The organism is Nocardia mangyaensis (genome assembly GCF_001886715.1).
Classification (GTDB): Bacteria; Actinomycetota; Actinomycetes; order Mycobacteriales; family Mycobacteriaceae; genus Nocardia; species Nocardia mangyaensis.
The window spans coordinates 7,255,579-7,279,773 of record NZ_CP018082.1 but is presented as its reverse complement, the minus strand read 5'-3'; the positions used below and the strand labels follow the sequence as shown (position 1 = coordinate 7,279,773).

At 67.5% G+C, this 24,195-nt stretch carries 24 protein-coding genes; 11 read left to right on the top strand and 13 right to left on the bottom strand.

From position 1 onward, the window contains the following. Positions 1–50: 50 nt before the first annotated feature. A complete protein-coding gene (locus BOX37_RS32990; protein ID WP_071931024.1) occupies positions 51–521 on the top strand; it encodes a hypothetical protein in 471 nt (156 codons plus the stop codon). Here BOX37_RS32990 and BOX37_RS32985 read toward each other — a convergent pair. Then, positions 490–1,755 (bottom strand): MFS transporter, encoded by a 1,266-nt coding sequence (locus tag BOX37_RS32985; RefSeq protein ID WP_156910814.1) that lies wholly within the window; start codon positions 1,753–1,755, stop codon positions 490–492. The two genes, BOX37_RS32990 and BOX37_RS32985, sit on opposite strands and share 32 nt — an antisense overlap. Before the next feature lie 169 nt (positions 1,756–1,924). On the opposite strand from BOX37_RS32985, the gene BOX37_RS32980 reads away from it, so the two are divergent. Further along, positions 1,925–2,701: a pirin family protein gene (locus tag BOX37_RS32980; protein WP_071931023.1), complete on the top strand. Its 777-nt coding sequence runs from the start codon at positions 1,925–1,927 to the stop codon at positions 2,699–2,701. Positions 2,702–2,705: 4 nt separating this feature from the next. On the opposite strand, the gene BOX37_RS32975 is transcribed toward BOX37_RS32980, so the two are convergent. Beyond that, a complete protein-coding gene (locus BOX37_RS32975) occupies positions 2,706–3,233 on the bottom strand; it encodes a hypothetical protein (protein WP_071931022.1) in 528 nt (175 codons plus the stop codon). Between the two features lie 210 nt (positions 3,234–3,443). On the opposite strand from BOX37_RS32975, the gene BOX37_RS32970 reads away from it, so the two are divergent. Both BOX37_RS32970 and BOX37_RS32965 read left to right on the top strand, forming a co-directional pair. Beyond that, complete coding sequence (locus BOX37_RS32970) at positions 3,444–4,295, top strand: helix-turn-helix domain-containing protein (protein WP_071931021.1); 852 nt, start codon at positions 3,444–3,446, stop codon at positions 4,293–4,295. Between the two features lie 10 nt (positions 4,296–4,305). After that, the gene (locus tag BOX37_RS32965; RefSeq protein ID WP_071931020.1) at positions 4,306–4,671 is read left to right on the top strand and encodes a DUF397 domain-containing protein; all 366 of its coding nucleotides are present in this window, start codon (positions 4,306–4,308) and stop codon (positions 4,669–4,671) included. 41 nt (positions 4,672–4,712) lie between these two features. Here BOX37_RS32965 and BOX37_RS32960 read toward each other — a convergent pair whose 3' ends face one another. From BOX37_RS32960 to BOX37_RS32950, 3 genes are all read right to left on the bottom strand, one after another. Beyond that, on the bottom strand, positions 4,713–5,081 hold the full coding sequence (locus BOX37_RS32960; RefSeq protein WP_240505145.1) for a response regulator transcription factor: 369 nt from the start codon (positions 5,079–5,081) through the stop codon (positions 4,713–4,715). 179 nt (positions 5,082–5,260) lie between these two features. Continuing rightward, a complete protein-coding gene (locus BOX37_RS32955) occupies positions 5,261–6,349 on the bottom strand; it encodes an alkene reductase (protein ID WP_071931019.1) in 1,089 nt (362 codons plus the stop codon). A gap of 26 nt (positions 6,350–6,375) precedes the next feature. Continuing rightward, positions 6,376–6,765: a RidA family protein gene (locus tag BOX37_RS32950; RefSeq protein ID WP_071931018.1), complete on the bottom strand. Its 390-nt coding sequence runs from the start codon at positions 6,763–6,765 to the stop codon at positions 6,376–6,378. Positions 6,766–6,866: 101 nt separating this feature from the next. On the opposite strand from BOX37_RS32950, the gene BOX37_RS32945 reads away from it, so the two are divergent. The 3 genes from BOX37_RS32945 (at position 6,867) to BOX37_RS32935 (ending at position 10,222) form a co-directional block, all read left to right on the top strand. After that, entirely contained in the window at positions 6,867–7,274 is a 408-nt protein-coding gene (locus BOX37_RS32945; RefSeq protein ID WP_071932092.1) for a MarR family winged helix-turn-helix transcriptional regulator, read from the top strand. 44 nt (positions 7,275–7,318) lie between these two features. Continuing rightward, positions 7,319–9,334 (top strand): M13 family metallopeptidase, encoded by a 2,016-nt coding sequence (locus tag BOX37_RS32940; RefSeq protein ID WP_071931017.1) that lies wholly within the window; start codon positions 7,319–7,321, stop codon positions 9,332–9,334. Positions 9,335–9,469: 135 nt separating this feature from the next. Next, complete coding sequence (locus tag BOX37_RS32935) at positions 9,470–10,222, top strand: MBL fold metallo-hydrolase (RefSeq protein WP_071931016.1); 753 nt, start codon at positions 9,470–9,472, stop codon at positions 10,220–10,222. A 419-nt stretch (positions 10,223–10,641) separates the two neighbouring features. On the opposite strand, the gene BOX37_RS32930 is transcribed toward BOX37_RS32935, so the two are convergent. The 7 genes from BOX37_RS32930 to BOX37_RS32900 all read right to left on the bottom strand — a co-directional run bounded on the left by BOX37_RS32930 (position 10,642) and on the right by BOX37_RS32900 (position 19,016). Beyond that, positions 10,642–11,730, bottom strand: a complete 1,089-nt coding sequence (locus BOX37_RS32930; RefSeq protein WP_071931015.1) for an ABC transporter ATP-binding protein — start codon at positions 11,728–11,730, stop codon at positions 10,642–10,644. A 61-nt stretch (positions 11,731–11,791) separates the two neighbouring features. Next, complete coding sequence (locus BOX37_RS32925; protein WP_084760512.1) at positions 11,792–13,120, bottom strand: ABC transporter substrate-binding protein; 1,329 nt, start codon at positions 13,118–13,120, stop codon at positions 11,792–11,794. Between the two features lie 19 nt (positions 13,121–13,139). Continuing rightward, on the bottom strand, positions 13,140–14,006 hold the full coding sequence (locus BOX37_RS32920; RefSeq protein WP_071931014.1) for a carbohydrate ABC transporter permease: 867 nt from the start codon (positions 14,004–14,006) through the stop codon (positions 13,140–13,142). Further along, positions 14,003–14,995, bottom strand: a complete 993-nt coding sequence (locus tag BOX37_RS32915; protein WP_206045744.1) for a carbohydrate ABC transporter permease — start codon at positions 14,993–14,995, stop codon at positions 14,003–14,005. The genes BOX37_RS32920 and BOX37_RS32915 overlap by 4 nt, the downstream gene beginning before the upstream one ends. Positions 14,996–15,075: 80 nt before the next feature. Next, the gene (locus tag BOX37_RS32910; RefSeq protein WP_071931013.1) at positions 15,076–15,966 is read right to left on the bottom strand and encodes a L,D-transpeptidase; all 891 of its coding nucleotides are present in this window, start codon (positions 15,964–15,966) and stop codon (positions 15,076–15,078) included. A 303-nt stretch (positions 15,967–16,269) separates the two neighbouring features. Beyond that, positions 16,270–17,622: a cytochrome P450 gene (locus BOX37_RS32905; protein ID WP_240505144.1), complete on the bottom strand. Its 1,353-nt coding sequence runs from the start codon at positions 17,620–17,622 to the stop codon at positions 16,270–16,272. 98 nt (positions 17,623–17,720) lie between these two features. Further along, complete coding sequence (locus tag BOX37_RS32900) at positions 17,721–19,016, bottom strand: serine hydrolase domain-containing protein (protein ID WP_071932089.1); 1,296 nt, start codon at positions 19,014–19,016, stop codon at positions 17,721–17,723. A 115-nt stretch (positions 19,017–19,131) separates the two neighbouring features. Here BOX37_RS32900 and lppU point away from each other — a divergent pair, with 115 nt between their 5' ends. Continuing rightward, positions 19,132–19,749: an LppU family putative lipoprotein gene (lppU, locus tag BOX37_RS32895; protein ID WP_084760507.1), complete on the top strand. Its 618-nt coding sequence runs from the start codon at positions 19,132–19,134 to the stop codon at positions 19,747–19,749. A gap of 86 nt (positions 19,750–19,835) precedes the next feature. Continuing rightward, positions 19,836–21,236, top strand: a complete 1,401-nt coding sequence (locus tag BOX37_RS32890) for an MFS transporter (RefSeq protein ID WP_084761099.1) — start codon at positions 19,836–19,838, stop codon at positions 21,234–21,236. Between the two features lie 43 nt (positions 21,237–21,279). On the opposite strand, the gene BOX37_RS32885 is transcribed toward BOX37_RS32890, so the two are convergent. Next, a complete protein-coding gene (locus BOX37_RS32885) occupies positions 21,280–21,954 on the bottom strand; it encodes a chymotrypsin family serine protease (RefSeq protein ID WP_071931010.1) in 675 nt (224 codons plus the stop codon). A 516-nt stretch (positions 21,955–22,470) separates the two neighbouring features. On the opposite strand from BOX37_RS32885, the gene BOX37_RS32880 reads away from it, so the two are divergent. Both BOX37_RS32880 and BOX37_RS32875 read left to right on the top strand, forming a co-directional pair. Continuing rightward, positions 22,471–23,325 carry an MlaE family ABC transporter permease gene (locus BOX37_RS32880; protein WP_071931009.1) on the top strand — a complete coding sequence of 285 codons (855 nt, stop codon included), beginning with the start codon at positions 22,471–22,473 and terminating at the stop codon, positions 23,323–23,325. Between the two features lie 3 nt (positions 23,326–23,328). After that, complete coding sequence (locus tag BOX37_RS32875) at positions 23,329–24,192, top strand: MlaE family ABC transporter permease (protein ID WP_071931008.1); 864 nt, start codon at positions 23,329–23,331, stop codon at positions 24,190–24,192. Positions 24,193–24,195: the final 3 nt, after the last annotated feature.

The following is a 24,195-nucleotide window of genomic DNA, read 5'->3' as shown; positions in this document are numbered from 1 at the left end:
CGCGTAGAACTTACCGGAACCGAACGCCCCTGCCCCGCGTCCAACCAGATGTGAACGAAATCGAGTACGTCTTCGGAACCGGCGACGGGATCGTGCACCACTGGTCAGGTCAGGCCGACCTGGAACTGGCGAACACCGGGATCGCCGACGCGCTGTGGCTCGATTTCGACGGTGACGGCAACGTCGATGACGCACTGTGGGATTCCGACCGCGACGGCGTCGCCGATGTCGCCGCCCTCGACCTGGACGACGACGGCGTCCTCGACCACTTCTTCACCGACCCCACCGGCAACGGCACCTGGTCGCACCAGATCACCGGCGCGCCGGAACACGCCGAGCGGGAACCGCTGCCCTGGGTCGAACGCGACGCCCCGGCCGAGACGACCGTCGACGCCGTGCGGACGGCGTCGAATCTCGACCTGCTGCCCGACATTCCACTGGCGACCGTCGATCATCGGACCGTCCTGGCCCAGGAGACTCCCGGCCCGCTCAGCCCGCCGCCCTGGCCCTGCGGGCGTTGAGCGCGATCGCCACGATGCCGAGCGCGTAGACCACCGCGCCCGTGAGCACCACGCCGAGCGAGTGGCCGTCGGCGGGGATCACCAGTGCGGTCGCCGCGATCGCCAGCACGAAGGTGATGTTGAAAACGGTGTCCTGCAGGGCGAACACCTGGCCGCGCCGATCGTCGTCGATGTCCATCTGCATGCTGGCGTCGCCGGTCAGCTTGATCGTCTGACCGGCCAGGCCGAGCCCGAACGCGCCGAGCAGCAGCAGCCGGTGGGCGTTGTCGACCGCGGCGTCGGTGGACGCCACCGCGATCGGGGTGACCAGCGTCAACTGGACGATCACCGCGGTCACCAGCCCGAGCAGCACCGTGCGCGGCTTGCCGAGCCGGGGAATCAGCACCGGCGCCAGGATCGCGGCGGTCAGCATGCCGGCCGCGGCGAAGCCGATCGCGACCCCGAAACCCACCAGCCCGCCGCTCATCTGGGTCTGGTCGGTGGGCTGACGCAGCACCAGCACCATGATCAGCGTGTTCATTCCGAAGACGATCCGGTGCGCGCCGATCCCGATCATCGCCGTGGTCACCTGCACCGACTGCCACACCGCCCGCGCGCCGGTGCGCAGGCCGGTCGCGATCGCGCGTACCGTGCTCGCCGATCCGGCCGACCCGCGCTCGGGCCCGAGCACGCGCGGTCCGAACCCATAGGCGAGTACCGCTCCGATCACCGAGCCGACACCACTGAGCGCCACTGCCACCGCCGCGGCCGCGTCGCCGGCCCCGAGCACCGCGATGACCGCCACGGCCGCCGCCGCGCCGACTCCGGCACACACCGAGGCCACGGTCGCCAGAATCGAGTTCATCGGCACCAGCCAGCGCCGTTCCAGCACCCGCGGCAACGCCGCCGACACCCCGGCCAGCACGAAGCGGCTGATCCCCACCACGGCCAGTGCCAGGATCAGCAGCGGTGTCTCCCCCGCCCCGCCGAACAGCGCGAGCGCGGCCACCCCGATCAGCACCGCCCGGGTCACGCTGGCGACCAGCAGCACACCGCGCCGATCCCACCGGTCCAGCAGGGCGCCCGCGTAGGGCCCGAGGATCGAATAGGGCAGCAGGAGCACCGCGAAACCGGCCGCGATGGCGAGCGGATCGGTCTCGCGTTCGGGGTTGAACAGAATCGCGCCCGAGAGCGCGGCCTGGAACATGCCGTCGCCGAACTGGGCGGCCAGCCGCAGCAGGGCCAGCCGGGGCATTCGCGGATTCCGCCGGAACACGCCGTGGCTCTCGCGGAGCAGATTCCGCAGGGAGTTCGGTTGTTCGTCCGCCGGATCCGGGCCGTCGCGACGATGGGTCGACACCTCGTGAGGATAGTGGTGCCAGAATTGAGGGTGGCGGTACGGGTGGAAGAGCAGGAGGAGCGTCATGTCGACACCGACGACGCCGCGGATCGAACTGCATCGCGGCGGTGACCGGATGAAGACGCGGATCTCGTGGCTGGACTCCAAGCACTCCTTCTCCTTCGGCGAGCACTACGACCCCGACAACACCCATCACGGGCTGCTGCTGGTGAACAACGAGGACGTGGTGCTGCCCGGCGAGGGTTTCGACACCCACCCGCATCGGGACATGGAGATCGTCACCTGGGTGCTGGGTGGCAGCCTGGTGCACCAGGATTCGCTGGGCCACAACGGCGTCATCTATCCGGGCCTGGCACAGCGGATGAGCGCGGGCACCGGGATCATGCATTCGGAGAAGAACGATTCGTGGCGCCTGGACGGCACGCTGCCCGCCCACGACGAGCCGGTGCATTTCGTCCAGATGTGGGTGGTGCCCGACGAGCCGGGCCTAGACCCTGGCTATCAGCAGCTCGAGATCGATGCCGAGCTCGCTCGCGGCGATCTGGTGACGGTGGCCTCGGGCCTACCCCGCTACCGCGACCGCACCGCCATCGCGATCAATTCCTCGCACGCGGCCATGCACGTGGCTCGTATGTCCGCCGAGAGTTCCGGCGTCACCCTGCCCGAAGCGCCCTACCTGCATGTTTTCGTCGCGCGCGGCGAGGTCGACGTCGAGGGCATCGGCACGCTGGCCCAGGGTGACGCGGTGCGGCTCACGCGCTCGGGCGGTCAGCTGGTGCGTCCGCACGGGGCCGCGGAGGTCCTGGTCTGGGAGATGCACGCCCGCCTCGGCGGTGGGTAGCCGCTCAGGCCGATCCGGGCTGGTGGATCAGGTCGGCGGTTCTGGCGTTGGTGCGGGTGGCGGCGATGATCTGGGCGAAGTCGGGGCGGTAGTCGCCGTCGGGGGCCTGCATCCAGGTGCGGTATCCGCTGCGTTCGTCGGCCGGGGACGGGAGCACGATCTCGCTGCCGGGTAAGGCGACCGAGGCGCACACCCGGAACAGTTCGGCGAAGAGCACGGTGTCGAGATAGGAATTGTCGGTGGGGCCGGTCAGGAAGGTCCATCGACCGGAGCGGGGATGGGCGATGATCGGCCCGCAGCGCAGGCCGCGCCCGATCAGCAGACCGCGGACCCGTTCGCCCAGCGTCGAGGGCATCACCACCGCCCCGACGGCGCCGATCTCGAGCATGATCCGGCCGAGGGTCGAGTCGACCACGCCGTAGAGCCCGTTGTGCTTGCGGTAGTGACGACAGCGCGTCAGCGCGTCCTGGGTGGCCGAGTACTCCTCGGCCGCGGTATACCCGCCTTTGTCATCAGTGCGCGACGTGCTCATCACGACCTCGTCTCTGTCGACGCTGGACTCGATGTAGCTGTGGATTCGCTCGATCGGGGGTGCTCATACATCACGAACGCTGTGGAGCGGGAAACTTTTTCATAACGGCCGTTCGAATGGGAAAAATGCCGTTCTCGACAGCCTAGTGCCGCACAACCGGCCTGACAATAGTCAGTAGCTAGCGTGTCGATCAGCGTATTATCTGCCCGCATGGCTCCCGTTTCGCCGACCGCAGCGCGCTGGGAACTCGTGCTGCGCCTGCGTGAGCTGCGCGAGCAGCGCGGTTTCGACTCGGCCGGGTTCGCCCGCCGCGTCGGGTTCACCCCGGCCAACTGGTCGCATGTGGAGAAGGGCAGGCGGGTGCTCACCCGCACCACCATCGAACCGGTCCTCGACGTTCTCGACGTCACCGCCGATGAGCGTCGCGAACTGCTGGAACTGCTCGAGGCCAGCAAGCAGCGCGGCTGGTGGTCCACCGCCTCGGCCCTGATCGGTCCCGAACTGCAGCGCCTGTACGGCATGGAGGCGGGCGCGCAGAGTATCCGCAGCTATGACAGTCTGATCGTGCCCGGCCTGCTGCAGACCGAGGCGTACGCGCGTGCTCTGATCAGTGCCGATGTGATGATCCGTCCGGTTCAGGTAGACCAATTAGTCTCGATAAGACTACGCCGGCAACGGCGTTTGCGCGAGCCCGACCCGCTCGAACTCACCGCCGTCCTCGGCGAGGCCACCCTGCGGCAGCAGACCGGCGGTCCCGATGTCCTCCGTGAGCAGCTCGGTCACCTGGTCGAGCTGGTTCGCACGCTCGACACCGTCGACGTGCGGGTCATCCCGTTCAGTGCCACCGAAGGGGCGGTGCTCGGCGGGTCCAGCTTCCATCTGCTCGACTTCGCAAGCGATCAGCTACCCACCTTCGCCTGGGCCGAGAGCGCGGTCTTCGGCGGCCCGGTCGACGACCCCGAACAGGTCCGCGATCTCGGCTTCGCCTACTTGCGCGCTCGGGAGCAGTCCCTTTCCCGCACTGAATCTCTCGCCCTGATCAGGGACTATGCGAGAGTGTAAGATTCGAGGCATGTCCACCACCGCTCGCCGCCGCCCGGCCGAACACGGCTGGTTCACCTCGTCGCGCTCGAATAACGGCAACCAGTGTGTCGAGGTTCGTTTCGATGGTGACGTCGTCCAGATACGCGACAGCAAATTCCGGCGCAACTCGATGAACGTCGGCCTGGACGAACCGATCATCACCGTCACCACCGAGCTGTGGACCGAATTCCTGCACTGCCTGCGCATCACCCGCCGCCACCCGGCCCTGGTCGCCCACGTCTCCACCGACGGCTCGGCCACCCTTCGCCACGAAGACGTCCTCCTCCACTTCACCCCCACCGAATGGGCGGCCTTCGTCGCCGGCGTCCACGACGACGAATTCGCCTGCGTCTGAGCACCGCTCGACAACGCGCCGGAGATGATCGCTGCTGCGCTCTAGTCGGCCCGCACGCGTCTGGTGTCGTATGCCCACATCGCGATCTCGACGCGGTTGCGGGCGCCGAGCTTGGCCATCAACGATGCGACGTGGGTCTTGACCGTGCTCAGGCCGACGAAGAGCTCGGTGGCGATCTCGGCGTTGGTCCGGCCCCGTGCCACCAGCGCGAGCACCTGCTCCTCGCGCTCGGTGAGCGGGTCGATGGGCTGGACCGGTACCACCGGCGCCTGGTCGGCGAAGGTCGCCAGCAGCCGGCGGGTGACGTTGGGGGCGATCAGCGCGTCCCCGTTGGCCGCCGCGTGGATGGCCTGTACGAGGAGCCGTGAAACCGTTCGCGCCCAGCAGTGAGCGCACACGCGCCACCGCATCGTCGACCCAGCCTTTCCGCCCTTGAACGCGGAGAAGGGTGACTGTCGATTGATGGCCGGTCAGGGAGTGGCGAGCCCGGCCCGGAACGCCGCTGGTCACACGACCCCTCGGTGTGTGACCTGCGGCAGAGCCCCACGGCCAGAACGATATTCAGACCGCACAGCGCGGCGTCCCGGACCTACGCCCGATCGGCGACCAGGGCCGGGTAGTCGGTGTACCCCTCCGCGCCACCGCCGTAGACGAGCTCACGGGCGTACTCGGTAAGTGGTGCGCCCGTGGCGATCCGGGCGGGGAGGTCGGGGTTGGCGATGAACGATCGGCCGAACGAGAAGACATCGGCGAGCCCGGCGTCGAGGGTCTTCTCCCCCGCGTCGCGCGTCGTCGGCGCCGGACCGTTGAAGTTCGCGATCAGGGTGCTCGACCAGCGGGGGCGCAGGTCGGCCAGGGCGGGGTACTTGCCGCGTTCGATCACGTGGAGGTAGGCCAGGCCGAGCGGGTCGATGGCGTCGACGAGGGTTCGGTAGGTGGTCCGTGGGTCGGCTTCGGCGATCTCGTTCTCCGGGTTGTCCGGTGAGATGCGCAGGCCGACGCGTTCGGCGCCCACCTCGGCCACGACCGCGTGCACGATGTCGAGGACCAGCTGGAGTCGCCCGGTGAGCGAGCCGCCGAAGCGGTCGGTGCGCAGGTTGGTGTTCTCCGCCAGGAACTGTTGCAGCAGGTAGCCGTTCGCGCCGTGGATCTCCACACCGTCGAATCCGGCCGCGATGGCATTGCGCGCCTCGACGGCGAAGTCGGCGATGGTGGCCTCGACTTCGGCGGTGGTCATCGCGCGCGGGGTGACGTGATCGACCATCCCCTGGTTGGTGAAGGTTTTCGCGGTGGTGATGCGCACGGCCGACGGTGCCAGCGGCGTGGCGCCGCCCGGTAGGACCGACGGATGGGTCATCCGGCCGACATGCCACAGCTGGGCGAAGATGCGCCCGCCCGCCGCGTGCACCGCGTCGGTCACCTCGCGCCAGCCCGCGATCTGCGCGTCGGTGACGAGGCCGGGGATGCCGGGGCCGCCCTTGCCGAAGGCATTGGCGTAGATGCCTTCGGTGACGATCAAGCCGGCGCCGGCGCGCTGGGCGTAGTACTGCTTGGTGAGCGGGTTCGGGACGCCGGTGACGTCGTCCGCGCGGCCTCTGGTCATGGGGGCCATCGCGATGCGGTTGGGCAGGTCGAGGGTGCCGCGCTGGTAGGGGCGCAACAGAGGGCTGTCAGACATCGTCGTGTTCCTTGTCGAGAGGTGGTTCAGCGGGCGAGGGCGGTGACTTCGACTTCGATCTGCCAGTCGGGCTGGGCCAGCGAGGACACCTCGAGCAGCGTGTCGGCCGGGTAGGGCTCGCTGAGGAACTCCCCGCGCAGCTGGATGACCTTGTCGAGGTTGGCGGCCATGTCGGTGACGAAGATGCCGACCTTCACCACGTCGGCGAAGTCGGCGCCTGCCTCGCGCAGCACGCGCTGGATGTTGCTGAACGCCTGTCGCCCCTGGGTGAGGAAGTCGTCGGAGACGGTTTTGCCCTGCTCGTCGATCCCGGCCTGTCCGGAGACGTGCAGCAAGCCGTTGGCCCGGATGGCCTGCGAGATCTTGTACGGCGCGTACCAGTCGGGGGTGGTGGCGATCTTCTCGATGCTGGTCATGACGACCTCTCCTCTGTCAGTGCATGTACATGCATGTAATGTAGGTACATGCAGAGTTTGGCATTGCATATACTCTGGTGTCAAGACGGAAGGTGAAGATCATGGAAACGGCGATCTGGGACCAGTTGGTGGCACTGCACGGCATGGTGACCCACCGCCTGGCCAAGCAGATGCAGCGGCGCCACAACATCGGACTCTCGGAGTTCCAGGCCCTGTGCCGACTCGCGAGCGCCGACGACGGTGAACTGCGCATGCAGGAACTGGCCGAACTCATCGGCCTCAATCAGAGCTCGGTCAGCCGCCTGGTCGCCCGCCTGGAATCGAGCGGCCTCACCCGCCGCGACCTGTGCCCCAAGGACCGCCGCGGCGTGTATACGGTGATCACCGACGAGGGCCGCGCCCTCCATCGCGAGGCCTTGCCGACCTACCAGCAGGCCCTCGCCGAGGCCATGGACGAGGCCGCCGCCGACACCAGGGTGAGCGAACTCGCCGCCACACTCCGCTCCTGATCGACCCGCGCCGCCACGTCGACACCTTCGGCATACTGGGGAACGTGACTTCCGATCTGAGCAGCCCCTCCGGTATCGATCTGTCCTTCCGTGATCAGGATGTGCGGGTGCAGGACGATCTGTTCGCGCATGTCAACGGCCAGTGGCTGGCCGAGTACGAGATCCCGGCCGACCGCGCGGTCGACGGTGCCTTCCGCACCCTGTACGACCAGGCCGAGCTGGATGTGCAGGCGATCATCTCCGACAGCGCGGCCGGTTCCGCCGACGATGCCGATGCCCGCAAGATCGGTGATCTGTACTCGAGCTTCATGGATACCGACGCCGTCGCCGCGGCCGGGTTCACCCCCGTCGCCGAGGAGCTGCGCGCCATCGCCGAGGTCGCCGATCCGAGCGCTTTCGCCGCGCTGCTGGGCAGGCTGCAGCGCACCGGTGTGCGCGGCGCGCTCGGCTACTACGTCGACACCGACGACAAGGACTCCACCCGGTACCTGGTGCACGCGACCCAGTCGGGCATCGGTCTGCCCGACGAGTCCTACTACCGTCAGGACGAATTCGCCGAGATCCGCGATGCCTACCGCGCGCACCTGGTGAAGATGTTCACCATCGCCGCCGCCGATCCGGCACTGGCCGGACTCGTGCCCGCCGACGCCGAGGACGCCGCGCACCGAGTGTTCGAGCTGGAACGCGCACTGGCCGCGGGGCATTGGGATGTCGTGCGCCGCCGCGATGCCGAGAAGAGCTACAACCTCACCACTTTCACCGCCCTCGCCGCCGAGCACCCCGAATTCGACTGGGCCGCTTGGGTGGCGGCGGTCACCTCCGGCCTCGATCGCGCGGGCACCGAACTGTTCGCCGAGCTCGTGGTGCGCCAGCCCGACTACCTGCGCGCCTTCGCCCGCGCCTGGGCCGAACTGCCGCAGGCGGATTGGCAGGTCTGGGCGGTCTCGCAGGTGCTGCACGCGCGGGCGCCGTTCCTGACCGACGAGATCGTCGCCGAGAACTTCGATTTCTACGGCCGCACCCTCACCGGCGCGCAGGAGAACCGCGAGCGCTGGAAGCGTGGCGTGTCGCTGGTGCAGGAGCTGCTCGGCGAGGCCGTCGGTAAACTGTATGTGGCCAGGCACTTTCCGCCGCAGGCCAAGGCGCGGATGGTCGAGTTGGTGGCCAATCTGCAGGAGGCCTACCGCCGTAACATCGCCGAGCTGGAGTGGATGGGTCCCGACACCCGCGCCGCCGCGCTGACCAAGCTGGAGAAGTTCACCCCCAAGATCGGCTACCCCGACACTTGGCGCGACTACTCCGCGCTCGAGATCGACCCCACCGACCTGGTCGGCAACTACCGGCGTGGCTACGCCGCCGATCATGACCGTGACCTGGGCAAGCTGGGCGGCGAGGTCGATCGCGGCGAGTGGTTCATGACCCCGCAGACGGTGAACGCCTACTACAACCCGGGCATGAATGAGATCGTCTTCCCCGCGGCGATTCTGCAGCCGCCGTTCTTCGACATGAACGCCGACGACGCCGCCAACTACGGCGGTATCGGCGCGGTGATCGGCCATGAGATCGGCCACGGTTTCGACGATCAGGGCGCCAAGTACGACGGCGACGGCAACATGAAGGACTGGTGGACCGATGCCGACCGCGCCGAGTTCGGCAAGCGAACCAAGGCGTTGATCGAGCAGTACAACGTGCTCTCCCCCACCGACCTGGCCGACGAGCACACCGTCAACGGCGAGTTCACCATCGGCGAGAACATCGGCGACCTCGGCGGCCTCTCGATCGCCCTCGCCGCGTACAAGATCTCGCTCGATGGTGCCGAGCCGCCGGTGATCGACGGGCTCACCGGTCTGCAGCGGGTGTTCTACGGCTGGGCGCAGGTGTGGCGCACCAAGGCGCGGCAGGAGGAGGCCATCCGGCGTCTCGCCGTCGACCCGCACTCGCCGCCGGAGTTCCGCTGCAATGCGGTGGTGCGCAATATCGACAGCTTCTACGAGGCGTTCGAGGTCTCGCCCGAGGACAAGCTGTTCCTCGATCCCGAGGAGCGCGTGACGATCTGGTGATGGCGTCCCCCGGTCCGTGCAGCACGATCGCCGGGCCGGGGACAGCTCGACAGCGCATGTCCTCTAGCCGGTTTCCGGGTCGGATGCGGTACCCGGTGACGCTCCGGAAAGTGTTGTCCTGGAATAGGATCAGCTATGCGCTACGAGCAGGTCGCCGACGATGTCTTCCTGATCCGCGGCACCGACGTGAACATGTTCGTGCTTCGCGACGGCCGCGACCTCACCCTGATCGACGCGGGCTGGCACGGCGACGCCGCGGCCATCGAGAAGTCGATCCGCGCGCTCGGCCACCGCCCGGAGGACATCGTCGGCATTCTGCTCACCCACGCCCACCTCGACCACGTCGGCGCCCTCAACCACCTGCACCGCCACTACGCGATCCCGGTCTACACCAGCGCAACCGAAGCGGCCCACGCCCGTGGCGAACACCACGAGTCCGCCACGCCCCTCGACGTGATCAAACGCCTCACCGACCGCAGCACCCTCGGCTGGGCCGCCCGCATCACCGCCGCGGGCGGCCTCCGCAAGAACCCGGTCCCTCACATCCAGCCCTTCCCCACCGAAGGCCCCCTCGACCTCCCCGGCCACCCCGTCCCGATCCCCACCCCGGGCCACACCTCCGGCCACACCGCCTACCACCTCCCCAGCGCAGGCGCCCTGGCCACCGGCGACACCCTCGTCACCGCCCATCCCACATCCGTGATCGTCGGCCCCCAGCCCTTGCCCAACTTCTTCAACCGCGACACCGCAGCAATGATCGCGAGCTATTCCGAGCTCGAATCCATCCCCGCCGGCCTGATCCTCCCCGGCCACGGCCCGATCTGGACCGACGGCATCGCCGCAGCCGTGTCCCGAGCCCAGGAGAACGCTGCCCACCAGCGGACCTGACGCATCCGCCCGAACTCGTCCCGGTGCGGACGGGACTAGCCCGTGCTCGTTGTCGACGCGTCCGCGATGTGCGCGGCCCTGTTGTGGCAAGACGAGTTCGGGCAGCGCGCGAGACTCGAACTCGGCAAACTACGACGCGGCTTATCTGGTGGTGGCCGCCGAGAACGAGTCACCAGTGGTGACCTGCGACGCGCGGCTCGCCAAAACAAGCCAAGGTCGACGTCGAGGTCCGGGTAGTCCGCTGATCGTCGGCCGGTCAAGCCAATCAGGCCGAATGCCCACGCCGATGATTCAGGCGGCTCGACAGTCCAGCCGCGGTTGGCCGTACCGCGACAAGGTGGGGCGGTCAGGACATCCCGCCGACGCCAGCACGGCATAGCCCCCCGGGCTCGCGTCCTGCTGGTCGGACGCCGGACGATCTAGACCCTGTCCGTGCGAATCCGCAGGTCGGTCTCCGCGTCGAAGAAGAAGATCTCTTCGGTGGTGGGGCGCAGGTGGAGGGTTTCGCCGAGGGTGGTGTGGAAGCGGCGGTCCACGCGGACGACGATCTTGCCGGAGCGGGTGGCCCAGTCGGTGCCCGCGCCGTGGGTGTAGACGAAGGATTCGGCGCCGAGTTCTTCGAGGAGTTCGGCGATGACGGTGATGCCTTCGGGGTCGGTGGTGACCGTCCAGGCCTCTGGTCGGATACCGAGGACTACACGGGAACCGGACACTGTGCGCGGCACGGGGATTCGTAGACCATCGAGGACCGCGTGACCGTCGATGACGGGGGCTTCGAGCAGATTCATGCCGGGTGAGCCGATGAAACCGGCGACGAAGGTGTTGACCGGGTCGTCGTAGAGCTCACGGGGAGAGGCGATCTGCTGCAGGGTGCCGTCGCGCAGGACCGCGACGCGATGACCCATCGTCATCGCCTCGACCTGGTCGTGGGTGACGTAGACCGTCGTCGTGCCGAGCCGCTGTTGCAGCGCGGCGATCTGGGACCGCGTGCTCACCCGCAGTTTCGCGTCCAGGTTGGACAGCGGCTCGTCCATGCAGAACACCTGCGGGCGACGCACGATGGCGCGCCCCATGGCGACACGCTGACGCTGCCCACCGGACAGCTTGGCCGGCTTGCGATCCAGCAAGGGTTCCAGCTCCAGCATGGCCGCGGCCTCGCGCACGCGAACAAGCGTGTCGGACTTACTCATTCCGGCATTGCGCAGCGCGAACCCCATGTTCTCGGCGACGGTCATGTTCGGATAGAGCGCGTAGCTCTGGAACACCATCGCCACATCGCGGGCGCGCGGCGGCAGCCCGGTGACGTCACGATCGCCGATCCGGATCGACCCCGCCTCCACCGATTCCAGCCCGGCCAGCATGCGCAGGCTCGTCGACTTGCCGCAGCCGGACGGACCGACCAGCACGAGGAACTCGCCGTCGGCGATGTCGAGATCGAGCGCGTCGACGGCGGGGGTCTCGGCACCGGGGTAGCGGTGGGTGACACCGTCGAACTGCACTGTCGCCATGGGGAATTCTCCTGGGAAGACGAACGGGCCGACGGCACGAGACCGCCGGCCCGCGGGGGGACTACTTCGGCAGCTTGGGCATGATCTGGCGGTCGATGATCGCTTGCACGTCCGCGGCCACCTTCGCCAGCACGGTGGCGGGATCGGCGTTCTGCAGGCCGATCTGCTCGTAGCCGGTGCCGATGATCTGGTCGGCACCGGGCACGAAAACGCGCGCGTAGTCCTGCGACTTCGACACCGCGAGCTGGTCGATCGCGACCTTGGAGTTGGGGTTCTTCGCGAGGAACTCGATCTCGGTGGGATCGTTGACCGCCGACTTGCGCACCGGCATGTACCCGGTGCCCTGCGTGAAGTACGCGGTGTTGGGCCCGTTGGTGATGAACTCGATGAACTTGAGCGCGTTGACCTTCCGCTCGTCGGAGATCCGCGACGGCACGGCCAGACCGGCGCCACCGGTGGTCACGCCGGGCCCGTTGGGATGCGGCAGGAAGGCGGTGCCGAACTCGAACTTGCCGTCGGCGTTCTTCTTGATGCCGGTCAGATCACCGGTGGAGGCGATGGTCGAGGCGGCGACGCCGGTCCCGAAGTCGACCGCGATCTGCGGGCGGATGGCCGCGTACTTCTTGACGTTGATCGAGTCACGCAGGTAGGTGGCCGCGGCGATGCTGCCCGGCTCGGTGAACTTCAGTGCCCACTCGTCGGAGTAGGCGCCACCGAAGGTCCAGTTCGGGCCCTGGAAGGTCCAGCCCAGGTAGTTCTTGGCGTCACCCCAGGCGTGCGCGAACTTGCCGTCGCCGACGGTGCTCTGCAGTCGCGGGCCCCACTCGTCGAACTCCTGCCAGGACTCGGGGCCGCGATCGGGCAGCCCGGCCTGCGCCCACACGTCCTTGTTGTAGTAGAACAGCGGGGTCGAACGGGCGTACGGCAGCGCGTAGTGCTTGCCGTCGAACAGGTAGTCGGCGGCGAGGGAGTCGACGTAGTCGTCGAGCTGCACGCCCGCGGCGCCGAAGTGCCCGTCGAGCGGCTCGATCGCCTGCGACAGCGCGTAGTTGAACCACCACACATCCGAGAGCACAACGACATCGGGCAGGTCACCACCGGTCAGCGCGGCATTGAACTTCTGCGCCACCTCCTCGTAGTTCTTGCCCGCATCGACCAGGTTCACCGTCAGGTCGGGGAACTTCTCCTGGAACCGGTTGATCAGTTCCAGTTCCAGCTCCTTGGAGGTGCCGGGGTGGTTGGACCAGAAGGTGATGGTGTTCGCGTCACCGGAACCACCCGACGAACCGCCGGTGCCCGCGCACGCGGTGAGCGCGAGGCCCGCGGCGACGCCGCCGGTCAGACCGAGGAAGCCACGGCGGCTCAGCGCCGGGAATCGTGAAGTGGACACGTGGATCTCCGTTCGAGAATCAACCCTTGACCGCACCGGAGGTGAGGCCTTTGATCATGTGACGTTGCAGGGCGAGGAAGACGATGAGGATCGGCAGCATGGTCAGCACGGTGCCCGCCATCACCGGCCCCCAGTTGGTGACGCTGGGGTTCTCGGTGTTCTGCAGCAGGGTCAAGCCCACCGGCAGGGTCGCGACATCGGTGGAGTCGGCCATCAGGAACGGCCACAGGTACTCGTTCCACTCGTTGACCAGCGTGACCACCGCGAACGCGACCATCGTCGGCCCCGACATGGGCAGCACCACTCGGGTCAGCAGCCGCCACCAGTTCGCGCCGTCCATCCGGGCCGCCTCGATGACCTCACCGGGCAGTGACAGGAAGTGGTTGCGCATCAGGAAGGTGCCGAAGGCGACGCCGCAGAGCGGAATGATGATGCCCTGGAAGGTGTTTCGCCAGCCCAGCTGGGCGATCAGCGCGTAGTTGGAGATGACGGTGATCTGGTTGGGCACCATCAGCGCCGCGATGATCACCAGGAACACGATGTTCTTGCCAGGGAAGCGCAGGAACACCAGCCCGAAGGCGCTGAACACACCGAGCACGAACTTCACCACCGACACCGCGCCGGTGACGATCAGCGAGTTGCGCAGGAAGGTCCAGAACGGCACCGTGGTGGTGGCGTGTCCGTAGTTCTCCGGATGCCAGCTGCCCGGCCAGTACACCGCGGGCTGGGTGTAGATGTCGGGCCGGTCCTTGAACGAAGTGATCAGGATCCAGAACAGCGGAACACCGATCAGGATCAGCACGCACACCATCGCCGCGTAGCCGAGCGCGGTCACCGCGCGCTCGCGGCGTCGGTACGACAGTGTCTGCGGTCCCACGTGTTTCATCGCTGGCCCCGATCCATCACGCGGACCTGGATCAGCGTGACCACCAGCAGTACCAGGAACATGATCGTGGCGACGGTGGCGCCGTAGCCGGCCCGGAAGTTGCGGAAGGACTCCTCGTAGACCTGGAACACCATGGTCGTGGTGCCGTTGCCCAGCGGCCCGCCGCGGGTCATCACGTTGATGATGTCGAAGACCTGCAGCGAGTTGAGCAGCACCGTGATCGAGAGGAAGAACGTCGTCGGGCGCAGCTGGGGCAGCAGGACTTTGGTGAAGGTGGTCCAGCGGCTCGCGCCGTCCATCTCGGCGGCTTCCATCAGCTCGGCGCGCACGCCCTGCAGCGCGGCCAGGTAGATCACGAAGGTGTAGCCGAGGTTCTTCCAGATGTAGGTGATCGTCACCATGAACAGCGCCCAGCGCGGGTCCTGATAGAAATCCGGCACCTTCTCGACGCCGACGCGGTGCAGCACGTCTTGTACCAGACCGAAACTCGGATCGAAGATGAATTGGAAAGCCACCCCGATCGCCGCGCCCGAAATCACGAACGGTGCGAAGATGGCGGAGCGAACAACATTGCGCCCGAACAATTTCCGATCCAACAGCAACGCGAGCGCGAGACCGAGCGCCATGCTCACCACGACCGCGGCGACGGTGAATATCACCGTATTGCTGACGATCTTCCAGGAATCGTCGCGCTGCCACCACTCGACGTAATTTGCGAAACCAATTGGTTTCGCAATGGGGTCGGCGATGTTCCAGTCGGTGAAAGAGAGCCGGATGTTGTCGGCCAGTGGCCGGTAGACGAACAGCGTCAACAGCGCCAGGTTCGGCACGACCAGCACTCCGAACAGCGCATAGTCCTGCCACGGGCGATTTCTCAGCCCGCGGCCGCTCGGGGCGGGGAGGACCCGCTCTGGACTGCTACGCACCGCGGCAGCTTTACGGCGCACGGCGAACGTCCGGTTAACCTGGACCGCCGACCTGCTGAACATCGAGCGCACAGGCCGAGTACAGCAAAGAGCCGAACAATCCGACCGGAAAGATCGTATTGTTCGGCTCTCGTTCGAAAGGGCTAGTTCCAGTCTCCCAGGCCGTCACCGGCGCTGAGGGTGGGGCCCTGGGTGTTGCTGACGATCACGGCGTCGCCGCGGCGCGAGTTCTCCAGGAACCACTTGGCGTTCTCGGTGCTCACATTGAGGCAGCCGTGGCTGGCGTTGGAGTAGCCCTGCTGGCCGACCGACCACGGCGCGGCGTGCACGAAGATGCCGCTGTTGGACAGCCGCGTCGCGTACTCCACGTCGATCTTGTAGCCCTCGGGATCGGTGACCGGGACGCCGTAGGTGGAGGAGTCCATGGTCATCTTCTCGAGCCGCTCGCCGACGATATAGGTGCCGTTGGGGGTCTCGTAGCCGGGCTTGCCCAGCGAGGTCGGCATCTGTTTGACGACCTCACCGTTGACGGTCACGGTGATCATCTTGGTGTTGTCGTCCACGGTGGCGATGAACGCGTCACCGATGTGGAACGAGCTGGAGGTACCGCCCGCGACGACGGTGACGTCGGTGTTGGCGGGCCAGAACTCGGCGGGCTTCCAACGCACCTGCTTGGTGCCGGTCCAGTAGAAGTTCCCCGGCACGTTCGTGCTCGAGGTGACCTTGATGGCCCGCTCGGCGGCGGCGCGGTCATCGACCGGCTCCTTGAACGTGATGATGATCGGCTGCGCGACACCAACGGTCTCGCCGTCGGCGATGTTGATGTTCGGCGGCGCGAACGGCGCCTGTGCCGGCGGCTGGTCGAGCGCGGGCTGGCTGGAACCGGAGCCGAAGCCCGGCAGGGTCGGCTCGGCCTGCGCGGGCACGACGACCAGGGCGCCGGTCGCGGCGAACGCCGCCGACAGCAGCAGACCCCGGCGCAGCCAGTGGGATTGCTGCGTATTTGCCTCGTGGTGCATAGGTATCTCGTCCATTCCATCTCTCGTTCCGCGTGTGGCGGCGCGAGATCTTCGTAAGTGACGCGGAGACCGCGATGGGTCTCCACGGGGTAACGACGCCCCGACCCTGACCGCTCATTCCTACCCGCCCGAGGTGACAACGTGCCAGCGGCGCGACCCGGCGATAACAGACCGGCAACTATGTGCTGCGGGTCACATAACACCGTGTTATCCACTGGCTTTCGGCAAACGCCGCGCTCACGGCGGCGAGTTGGATCGAGGGTCGGCGAGCAGGGCCGAAACACATCGGTGTGAGCTTCAAACCCGCAGTGAGCGAGATCACTGCATTCGTGTGAAGTGGATCGCTCGATTCGGCGCGGTGGCCAGATTCCGCGGCACGGTCCGTGGCCGGGCGCCCAGGGCCAGAGCGGGTTCGAGGCGCAACCGGACCGCGGTCAGCAGGGTTGCCAGCACGACACGGAGCTCGAATTCGGCCAGCGTGGCGCCGATGCAGCGGCGATGTCCGCCGCCGAAGGGCGCGAACTCGAACGGCGAGACCTTGCGATCGAGGAAGCGGTCGGGATGGAACAGCCTCGGCGCGGGCCAGGTCGACGGCCGGCTGTGCAGCACGCCAACCGCCAACCCGATCGTCTGACCTGCCTCGATGTCGATCCCCCGCCACCGACACGGTTGCCGAATGCTGCGCAGCACGATGGGCACGGGCGGATGCAGGCGCAGGGTCTCCTGACACACCGCGTCGAGCAGCGGCAGCCGGGCCTGCTCGACGGGATCGCCGGACGCGCTCGGCAGTTCGGCGACGACCCGATCGAGCAGGCCACGCTCCCTGTGCAGGTGGTAGAGCGCCCAGGTCAGAGTGGTCGCGGTCGTCTCGTGCCCGGCGACCAACAGGGTGCGTAGTTGCTCGCACAACTCGGCGTCGGTGAGTGCGGAACCGTCGTCATAACGGGTGTCGAGCAGCAGGTCGAGCAAGTCGCCGCTGACGCCGGAACCAGTGCGGTCGCTGGCGCCGGGGCGAGCGCGTCGACGTCGCGCGACATCGGCGAGGATGAGCTCGTCGAGTCGCTCGCGGGCCACGACGAATCGCGCCCACGGTCCGAAACCGCCGATGTCGCGGCGCAATACGGGCGCGACCAGCAGCGGCGTGGTGAACGCGCCGAGGAAATCGGTGACCGCACCGGCGTATTCGTCGCTCCGATCCCCGTCGGTCCCGAACGCCGCGGTGAGGATGACCCGCAGGGTGATCGCACGGGCCGCCGCGAGCGCGTCGATTCGCCCGCCGGGCTGCCAGGAACCCGCGGCGCCGCAGCCGATGTCGACCTCTCGCAGCGTCGCGGCCCGGATGATTTCGCCCAGCTCCCTTACCCGCGCACCGTGTAGCGCGGGGGCGAGCAGGGCGCGATCTGCCCGGTGACGCGGGCCGGAACTCAGGATGAGCGAAGCGGCGCCGACCATCGGTTCGATCGGATTGGGCCGTGGCGGTTCCAGCAACTCGACCGGCAGCCGGAACAGTTCACGCGCGCCCTCGGCTGTCCCGGTGAACAGCACCGGCGGGAACCCGGGGAAACCGACCGCGAACGGATCACCCTGCGAGGCGCGTCGCCGCAGGTAGCCCTCGAAATCGCGTCCAGCGGCCGCACCGTGCAGCAATGACCAGCGGGGCGGTGCCGGCATTTGCGCGCTCATACCGGTACTACGACCGACCTGGACCTCCGGTTCGAGTGGGCGCGAAGCCGGACCATCGATGGCCAGGCCCTCAGGTCAGCATCGGATCAACTGTCCAGGTCAGGCGTGGCCGACGCGGTGCGCAGGCGACGCGCGGTGCCCTGGGCGAGCGCGGCGAGCTTGGCCAAGCGGGCGTCGCCGAGCGCGGTGACGGCATTGCCGAGCCGGTTGGTGACGAACGCGATCGACATCCGCAGGTCAGGGTCGGCGTAGGCGCCGGAGCCACCGACACCGTAGTGGCCGAACGCGTTTCGCGGCTGCTGCTTGGTCATCAGCACCGGTCGGTGATAGCCGAGGGTGAACCGCAGCGGCAGGCCGAGGACGTAGTCGCGGCTCTCGGTCTGCTGGGTGCGGTTGATCGTCTCGACCGTCTCCGGCCGCAGCAACGACACCGCCGGGTTCCCGGACTTCGGACGATGCTCGGCGTCACCGCCGTACACCACGCCCTCGTTGGCGAGCGCGCCGTACATCCTGGCCAGCGCCCGCGCCGAGAACACTCCGTTCCAGCCCGGCATCACCGCGTCGTGCACCCGCGGGTCGCGGACCAACTCGTCGAAACTCTCCGGCATGCCCGCCTCGGCCAGCCCGCGCACCGGCCGCACCCACGACAGCACCGAGGACGCGGTGTTCCAGCGAATCCCCGGCGGGGCCAGGTGCGGGAAGATCTTGGCGATCCGGTGCCGCTGCCCGGCCGGGACCTGGAACCAGAACTCGTCGATTCCCAACGGCTGAGCCACTTCTCGGCGCAGGACCTCGGTGAAGGGATCACCGGTCACCCGCTGCACGATCTCGGCGACCAGCCAGCCGAAGGTGATCGCGTGATAGCCGGAGGTGCGGATGCGGCGGGGGTCGGCGGGGCTCTCGGCCAGCGCCTTCACCACCGCGCCGTAGTCGAGAATGCCCTCGCGCCCCGGCACCAGCCCGCGCACCCGGTGCAGTCCGGCCCGGTGCGAGAGCACATCGCGCACCGTGATGTCGGCTTTGCCGTGCGCGGCGAACTCCGGCCAGTACTCGGCTACCGGCGCCTCGTAGTCGATGAGGCCGCGTTCGGCCAGCCGGTGCAGCACCGTGGCGGCCACACCCTTGCCGGTGGAGAAGGTGAGTGCGACGTGGTCGCCGTGCCAGCGCTGATCCTTGGCCGCCCAACCGGCCCAGACATCCACGACCGGTCGGCCGTCGAGATAGACCGCCAGCGCTCCCCCACCACGACTCGGTTGCGGGAACATGCCGAAGAAATGGTCGGCGAGCCGGATGAAGCGAGGATCGATGAGCATCTGGCGCGGCGCCACGAGCGCGCCGGGTCTGGTCAGTGGGCCGAAATCTCCCGCCGTTGCTGCCACCATCGGGTTCACCTCCTGATGCAGGCCGACCCGGGAGGCCGGAATCCCAAGGGTAACGCAGTGTCCGGACACCGGGACGGAGTCGACGCAGGTGGCTTCGGTGGTGTATTCACAGTAGGTGTTTGCAGATCTGTCCCTCGGCCGGTTCGTCGGTGCTGCCGCCATCACGGTGGCCGCGTTCGTCTCGGCCGGATGCGGTGGCACCATCGACGGCAACGCCCAACCGGCGATCGACGTCGTCCCGGCCACCAGCAGTGCGGCACCGACCACCCAGTCGAGCACGACGACCACGAGCAAACCCGCCCCGACCTCGAGCCGCGGCGGCGACACCGATTTCCAGGCCAGTGTCGGCGATTGCGTCGTACTGGGCGGCACCGTCGACGACGCCACCATCGAGAAGGCCTCCTGCGGCAGCCGATCCTCGAACTACAAGGTCATCGGCAAGGCCAGGACCAGCGGCGAGTGCGTCAGCGACAGCGACAACTTCTACGCCGAGTCGCTCGACGGGATCGAGACGGGCGCCCTGTGTCTGGACATCGACTGGGTCGTCGGCGGCTGCATGGACATCGGCGGTAGCGACCCGACTCGCATCGACTGCGCCGAGTCCGGTTCCGATCCGGTCAAAGTCGTCGCGGTCCTGCAGGACACCGACGACATCGACGACTGCCCCGACCCCGCCGATTCCGGCGGCGAGTATCCCGAGCGTCGCTTCGTGGTCTGCTTGCAGAGCCTGTAGTTCCGGCGAACTTCCCTGGTAGGCGCTAGCTTGGACGGGTGGCGACCCAGACGGTTCGGCTGAAATCGGCGACGGGCCGGTGGATCATGCTCGCCACCGTCCTCGGCTCCTCGATGGCGTCGCTGGACGCCACCGTCGTCTCGGTCGCGCTGCCACGCATCGGCGAGTCGCTGGACACCGACGTCGCGGGATTGCAGTGGACCGTCAACGGCTACACCCTCACCCTCGCCTCGTTCATCCTGCTCGGCGGCTCGCTCGGCGACCGGCTGGGCCGTCGGCGCGTGTTCGTCTGGGGGATCGTCGGATTCGCGATCACCTCGCTGCTGTGCGCGGCGGCGGTGAATATCGAGATGCTGGTCGCCGCGCGGCTGCTGCAGGGCGTCGCTGGTGCGCTGCTCACGCCGGGAAGTCTGGCGCTGATCTCGGCCTCGATCGATCGAGGTGATCAGGGCAGCGCGATCGGCCTGTGGTCGGGCCTGGGCGGGGTGGCCGGAGCGTTCGGGCCGCTGCTCGGCGGCGGGCTGATCGATCTCGTCGGCTGGCGCGCCATCTTCCTGCTCAATGTGCCGTTGGCGCTGGTCGTGGGTGTGGTCGCGATCCGGTCGGTGCCGGAGAGTCGTGATCCGAACGCGCCTGCGCGGGTGGATGTCCCGGGTGCGGTGATCGTGGCGCTCGCCCTCGGCGCGCTCACCCTGGGCCTGATCGACGCCCATCCCCTGCTGGTGGTGTTCGGCGCGCTCGCGCTCGGGGGGTTCGTCCTGGTGGAGCTGCGCAGCCCGAATCCGCTGGTGCCGCCCGCGCTGTTCGGCTCGCGGGTGTTCACCGTCGCGAACGTGGTGACGCTGCTCGTCTACGCCGCGCTGGGCGGGGTGTTCTTCCTGCTGGTTCTGCAATTGCAGCTGGTCTCGGGGTATTCACCGATGGCCTCGGGCGCGGCGAGCCTGCCGGTGACGGTGCTGATGCTGGTGCTCTCGGCCCCGGCGGGCCGCTGGGCACAACGGCACGGTCCGCGCATTCCACTGACCGTCGGCCCGCTGTTGGCCGCGGTCGGTGTGTTCGCGCTGCAACGGATCGGACCCGACGCGAACTATCTGACCGATGTGCTGCCGGGCGTGTTGATCTTCGGCCTCGGCCTGTCGGCGCTGGTCGCGCCGCTGACCGGCGCGGTCCTGGCGGCAGTGCCCGTCGCCGAGGCCGGAATCGCCTCGGGGGTGAACAACGCTGTCGCGCGGACCGCCCAGCTCTTGGCCGTGGCCGCGCTGCCCGGACTGGCCGGACTCTCCGGGGCGTTCACCGACCCGGCCGCCTTCGCGGTCGGCTTCGACACCGCCATGCGCTGGTGCGCGCTACTGCTTCTCCTCGGCGGGGGCCTCGCCGCGGTGTTGCTACGGGTACCGCGCCAGGCCGCCGCACCCGAGCGGGTGGACTGTCTGCCGCACTGCGCCGGGGCCGACGGCCCGGCGCTGGCACCTCCCGACCCACAGTGACCACCACGTTCGCGGCCTTGGGTCCGGCGGCACCAGCCGCCGATCACACAGGGCGATAGCCCGCGCCCGGGCCACCCCTCGCGTTGATGTCGTCCATGATCGAGGTCATGTTCGTGCCGACCTCGGGACCGAAACAGGCGACCGCCAGATAGGCGTTCACCATGCCGACCAGCGTCGAGCCGACCACGACCGGCGCACCGGAATCGCCTTCGACCACACACATCTGCGACCAGGTCTCCATCTGGGTCTGGAAGACATCACCCCAGCTCACGCCGCAGGTGTTGCCGGTCGTTCTGCCTTCTTTGCACACGATCGTCGGGAACTGCGCGGGCCCGCCGAGGCCGGTGATGGTGACATTGCCGATCCGGTTGACCGGAATGATCCGGCCGGGCGTGAACTCGATGACCGCGTAGTCGAGTTCGGCGTTGCTATAGACGAACCGGCCGATCTCGCCGTAGCCACGGTTCACTTCGGCGGCGACCCGGGAGCCCGCGTCGCCGCAGTGGCCCGCGGTCAGGCCGACCAGTCTGCCGCCGCTGTCATTGCCGACCGTCGTGAGTGTGCACTCGAACATGTCGTCGATGACGATGCCGGACCCGCCGCCGAGCACCGGTGGGCCTGGTTGTGCCTGCGAAGCGCCGGCCCCGGTGCCGAGCAGTACTGCACCGAGGGCGACGGCGAAGGCAGCGCTGGCTACCTTGGCGAGTTTGCTGAACATGTCCCTCCAGATGTCGGAAGTCCGCACGATATCAATTCGGTTTGCCTATCGTGCCTGTATTCCGTCCCGGGCGCGCCATGCTCGAGCCCTGGTTGGCACACTTTCCGCGAACAGTGTGTGTTTGCTGCTTACCAGAGCGGGCGCCGCACCGTCGGTGATAGCTGATGTCTATTGGAATCGTGATCAAGCGACCATTTCCGGGTTCTGCGTGTGATGTGTCCACGCATTCCGGCGAGGGGTTCGTTATGAATGACAGTTTTCCGCAATATTTGTTTGGCGCGACCGCCGGTACTGGGAATCCATGTGGGAAAACGACATCCCGAGCAATCTCCGTAACTGTACAAATAGGGCCGGTAGGGTCCGGCATGGCACGGCTCATAACAGTTGTGGACAGTGACCTCCATCTATGACAGCGCTCACATGTCGGTGGTGTGTTCTGCACTACTCCGTAGTAAGGTGCGTCAAGCAAACAAGTCGCCGGGGCAATGAGGGCCGGCGTCGAGAGGGGTAAAAGCAGTGCAGTCGACCAAGAGTCCGCCCACACGTTCACGAGTCAGCGAGGCTGTCGACTGGAGCAAGGGCCTTTGGGACGACCATCCGAAGAAGTCGCTCGAAACCTTCGGCCGACAGATCACGATGGGTTTCGAGGCGATCACGGAGCTGATCGTCGCGATCTTCCGCAAGCGCTTCCCCTTCGACGAGTTCGTCCGGCAGTGCGCGTTCATGGCCAATGTCGCTGCCGCGCCCACCCTGCTCGTCGCCATCCCGATCGCGGTCATCGTGTCCATCCAGGTCGGCGCGGTCGCCGGCCAAGTCGGCGCCACCTCGTTCATCGGCGCGGCCAACGGCCTCGGCATCATCCAGCAGGGCGCCCCACTGGTCACCTCGATCATGATCGCCGGTGCAGTCGGTTCGGCGGTCTGCGCCGACCTCGGCTCCCGCACCATCCGTGAAGAGATCGACGCGATGAAGGTGATGGGCGTCGATCCGCTGCGCAGGCTGGTCGCCCCCCGGCTCGGCGCCGCGATGATCGTCAGCTTCCTGCTCTGCGGCTTCGTCGTCTTCGTCGGTTTCATCACCGGCTACATGTTCAACATCTTCGCCCAGGCGGGTACCCCCGGCTCCTACATGAGCACCTTCGCCTCCTTCGCGGTCACCCTCGATCTCGCGGTGGCGCTGCTCAAATCGGTGATCTTCGGCCTGATCGCCGGCATCATCGCCTGCGACTGTGGGCTCAACGCTCGCGGTGGACCGGGCGGTGTCGCCAACGCGGTGAACTCGGCAGTCGTCAGTTCCATGGTCATGCTGCTCGGCGTCAACGTGGCGATCACCCAGATCTACGCCGCCGTCTTCCCCCCACAGGTGGTCTGAGCCTTGTCATCAACCTATGTACCTCCGCTGCTGCGGCCGCTGCGCCAGCTCAAGGCGGCCGGCCAGGCGCCCGTCGACCTACTCGCTCGCCTCGGTCACCAGGTCTTCTTCTTCCTGCGTTCGGTTGGCTCGATTCCGCTGGCGTTCAAGCAGTATCCGAAGGAAGTCTGGCGGCTGCTCTCCGACGTCACCTGGGGCAACGGCAACATCGTCGTCGGTGGCGGCACCATCGGCGTCATTCTGATCATCAGCGCCTTCGGCGGTATGACGGTGGCCATCCAGGGCTACACCTCGCTGAACCTGCTCGGCCTGAGCCCGATCACCGGCGCCATCTCGGCCTTCGCCACCACCCGCGAACTCGGTCCGCTCCTGGCGGCACTGGCCTTCGCGGCCCAGGCGGGCTGTCGATTCACCGCCCAGCTCGGCGCGATGCGCATCTCCGAGGAGATCGACGCGCTCGAATCGGTGGCCATCCGCCCGCTGCCCTACCTGGTCAGCACGCGCATGGCGGCCGCGGTCATGGCGATCGTGCCGCTGTACTGCCTCGGTCTGGCGATGGCCTACCTGTCCTGCGCGGTCACCGTGCAGTTGATCGGCGGCACCGCGGCGGGCACGTACTCGCACTACTTCTACCAATTCCTGGTACCGACCGACGTGCTGTACTCGCTGCTCAAGGCGATCGTGTTCGTCATGATCACCACCTTCATCCAGTGCTACTACGGCTTCTTCGCCTCGGGTGGTCCCGAAGGCGTCGGCGTCGCGGCCGGTCGGGCGATCAAGATGTGCATCATCCTGGTCGTGTTCGCCGACCTGTTCATGACTTTGGCGATCTGGGGCGTCGACCCCGGCATCAGGATCTCGGGGTAGGGG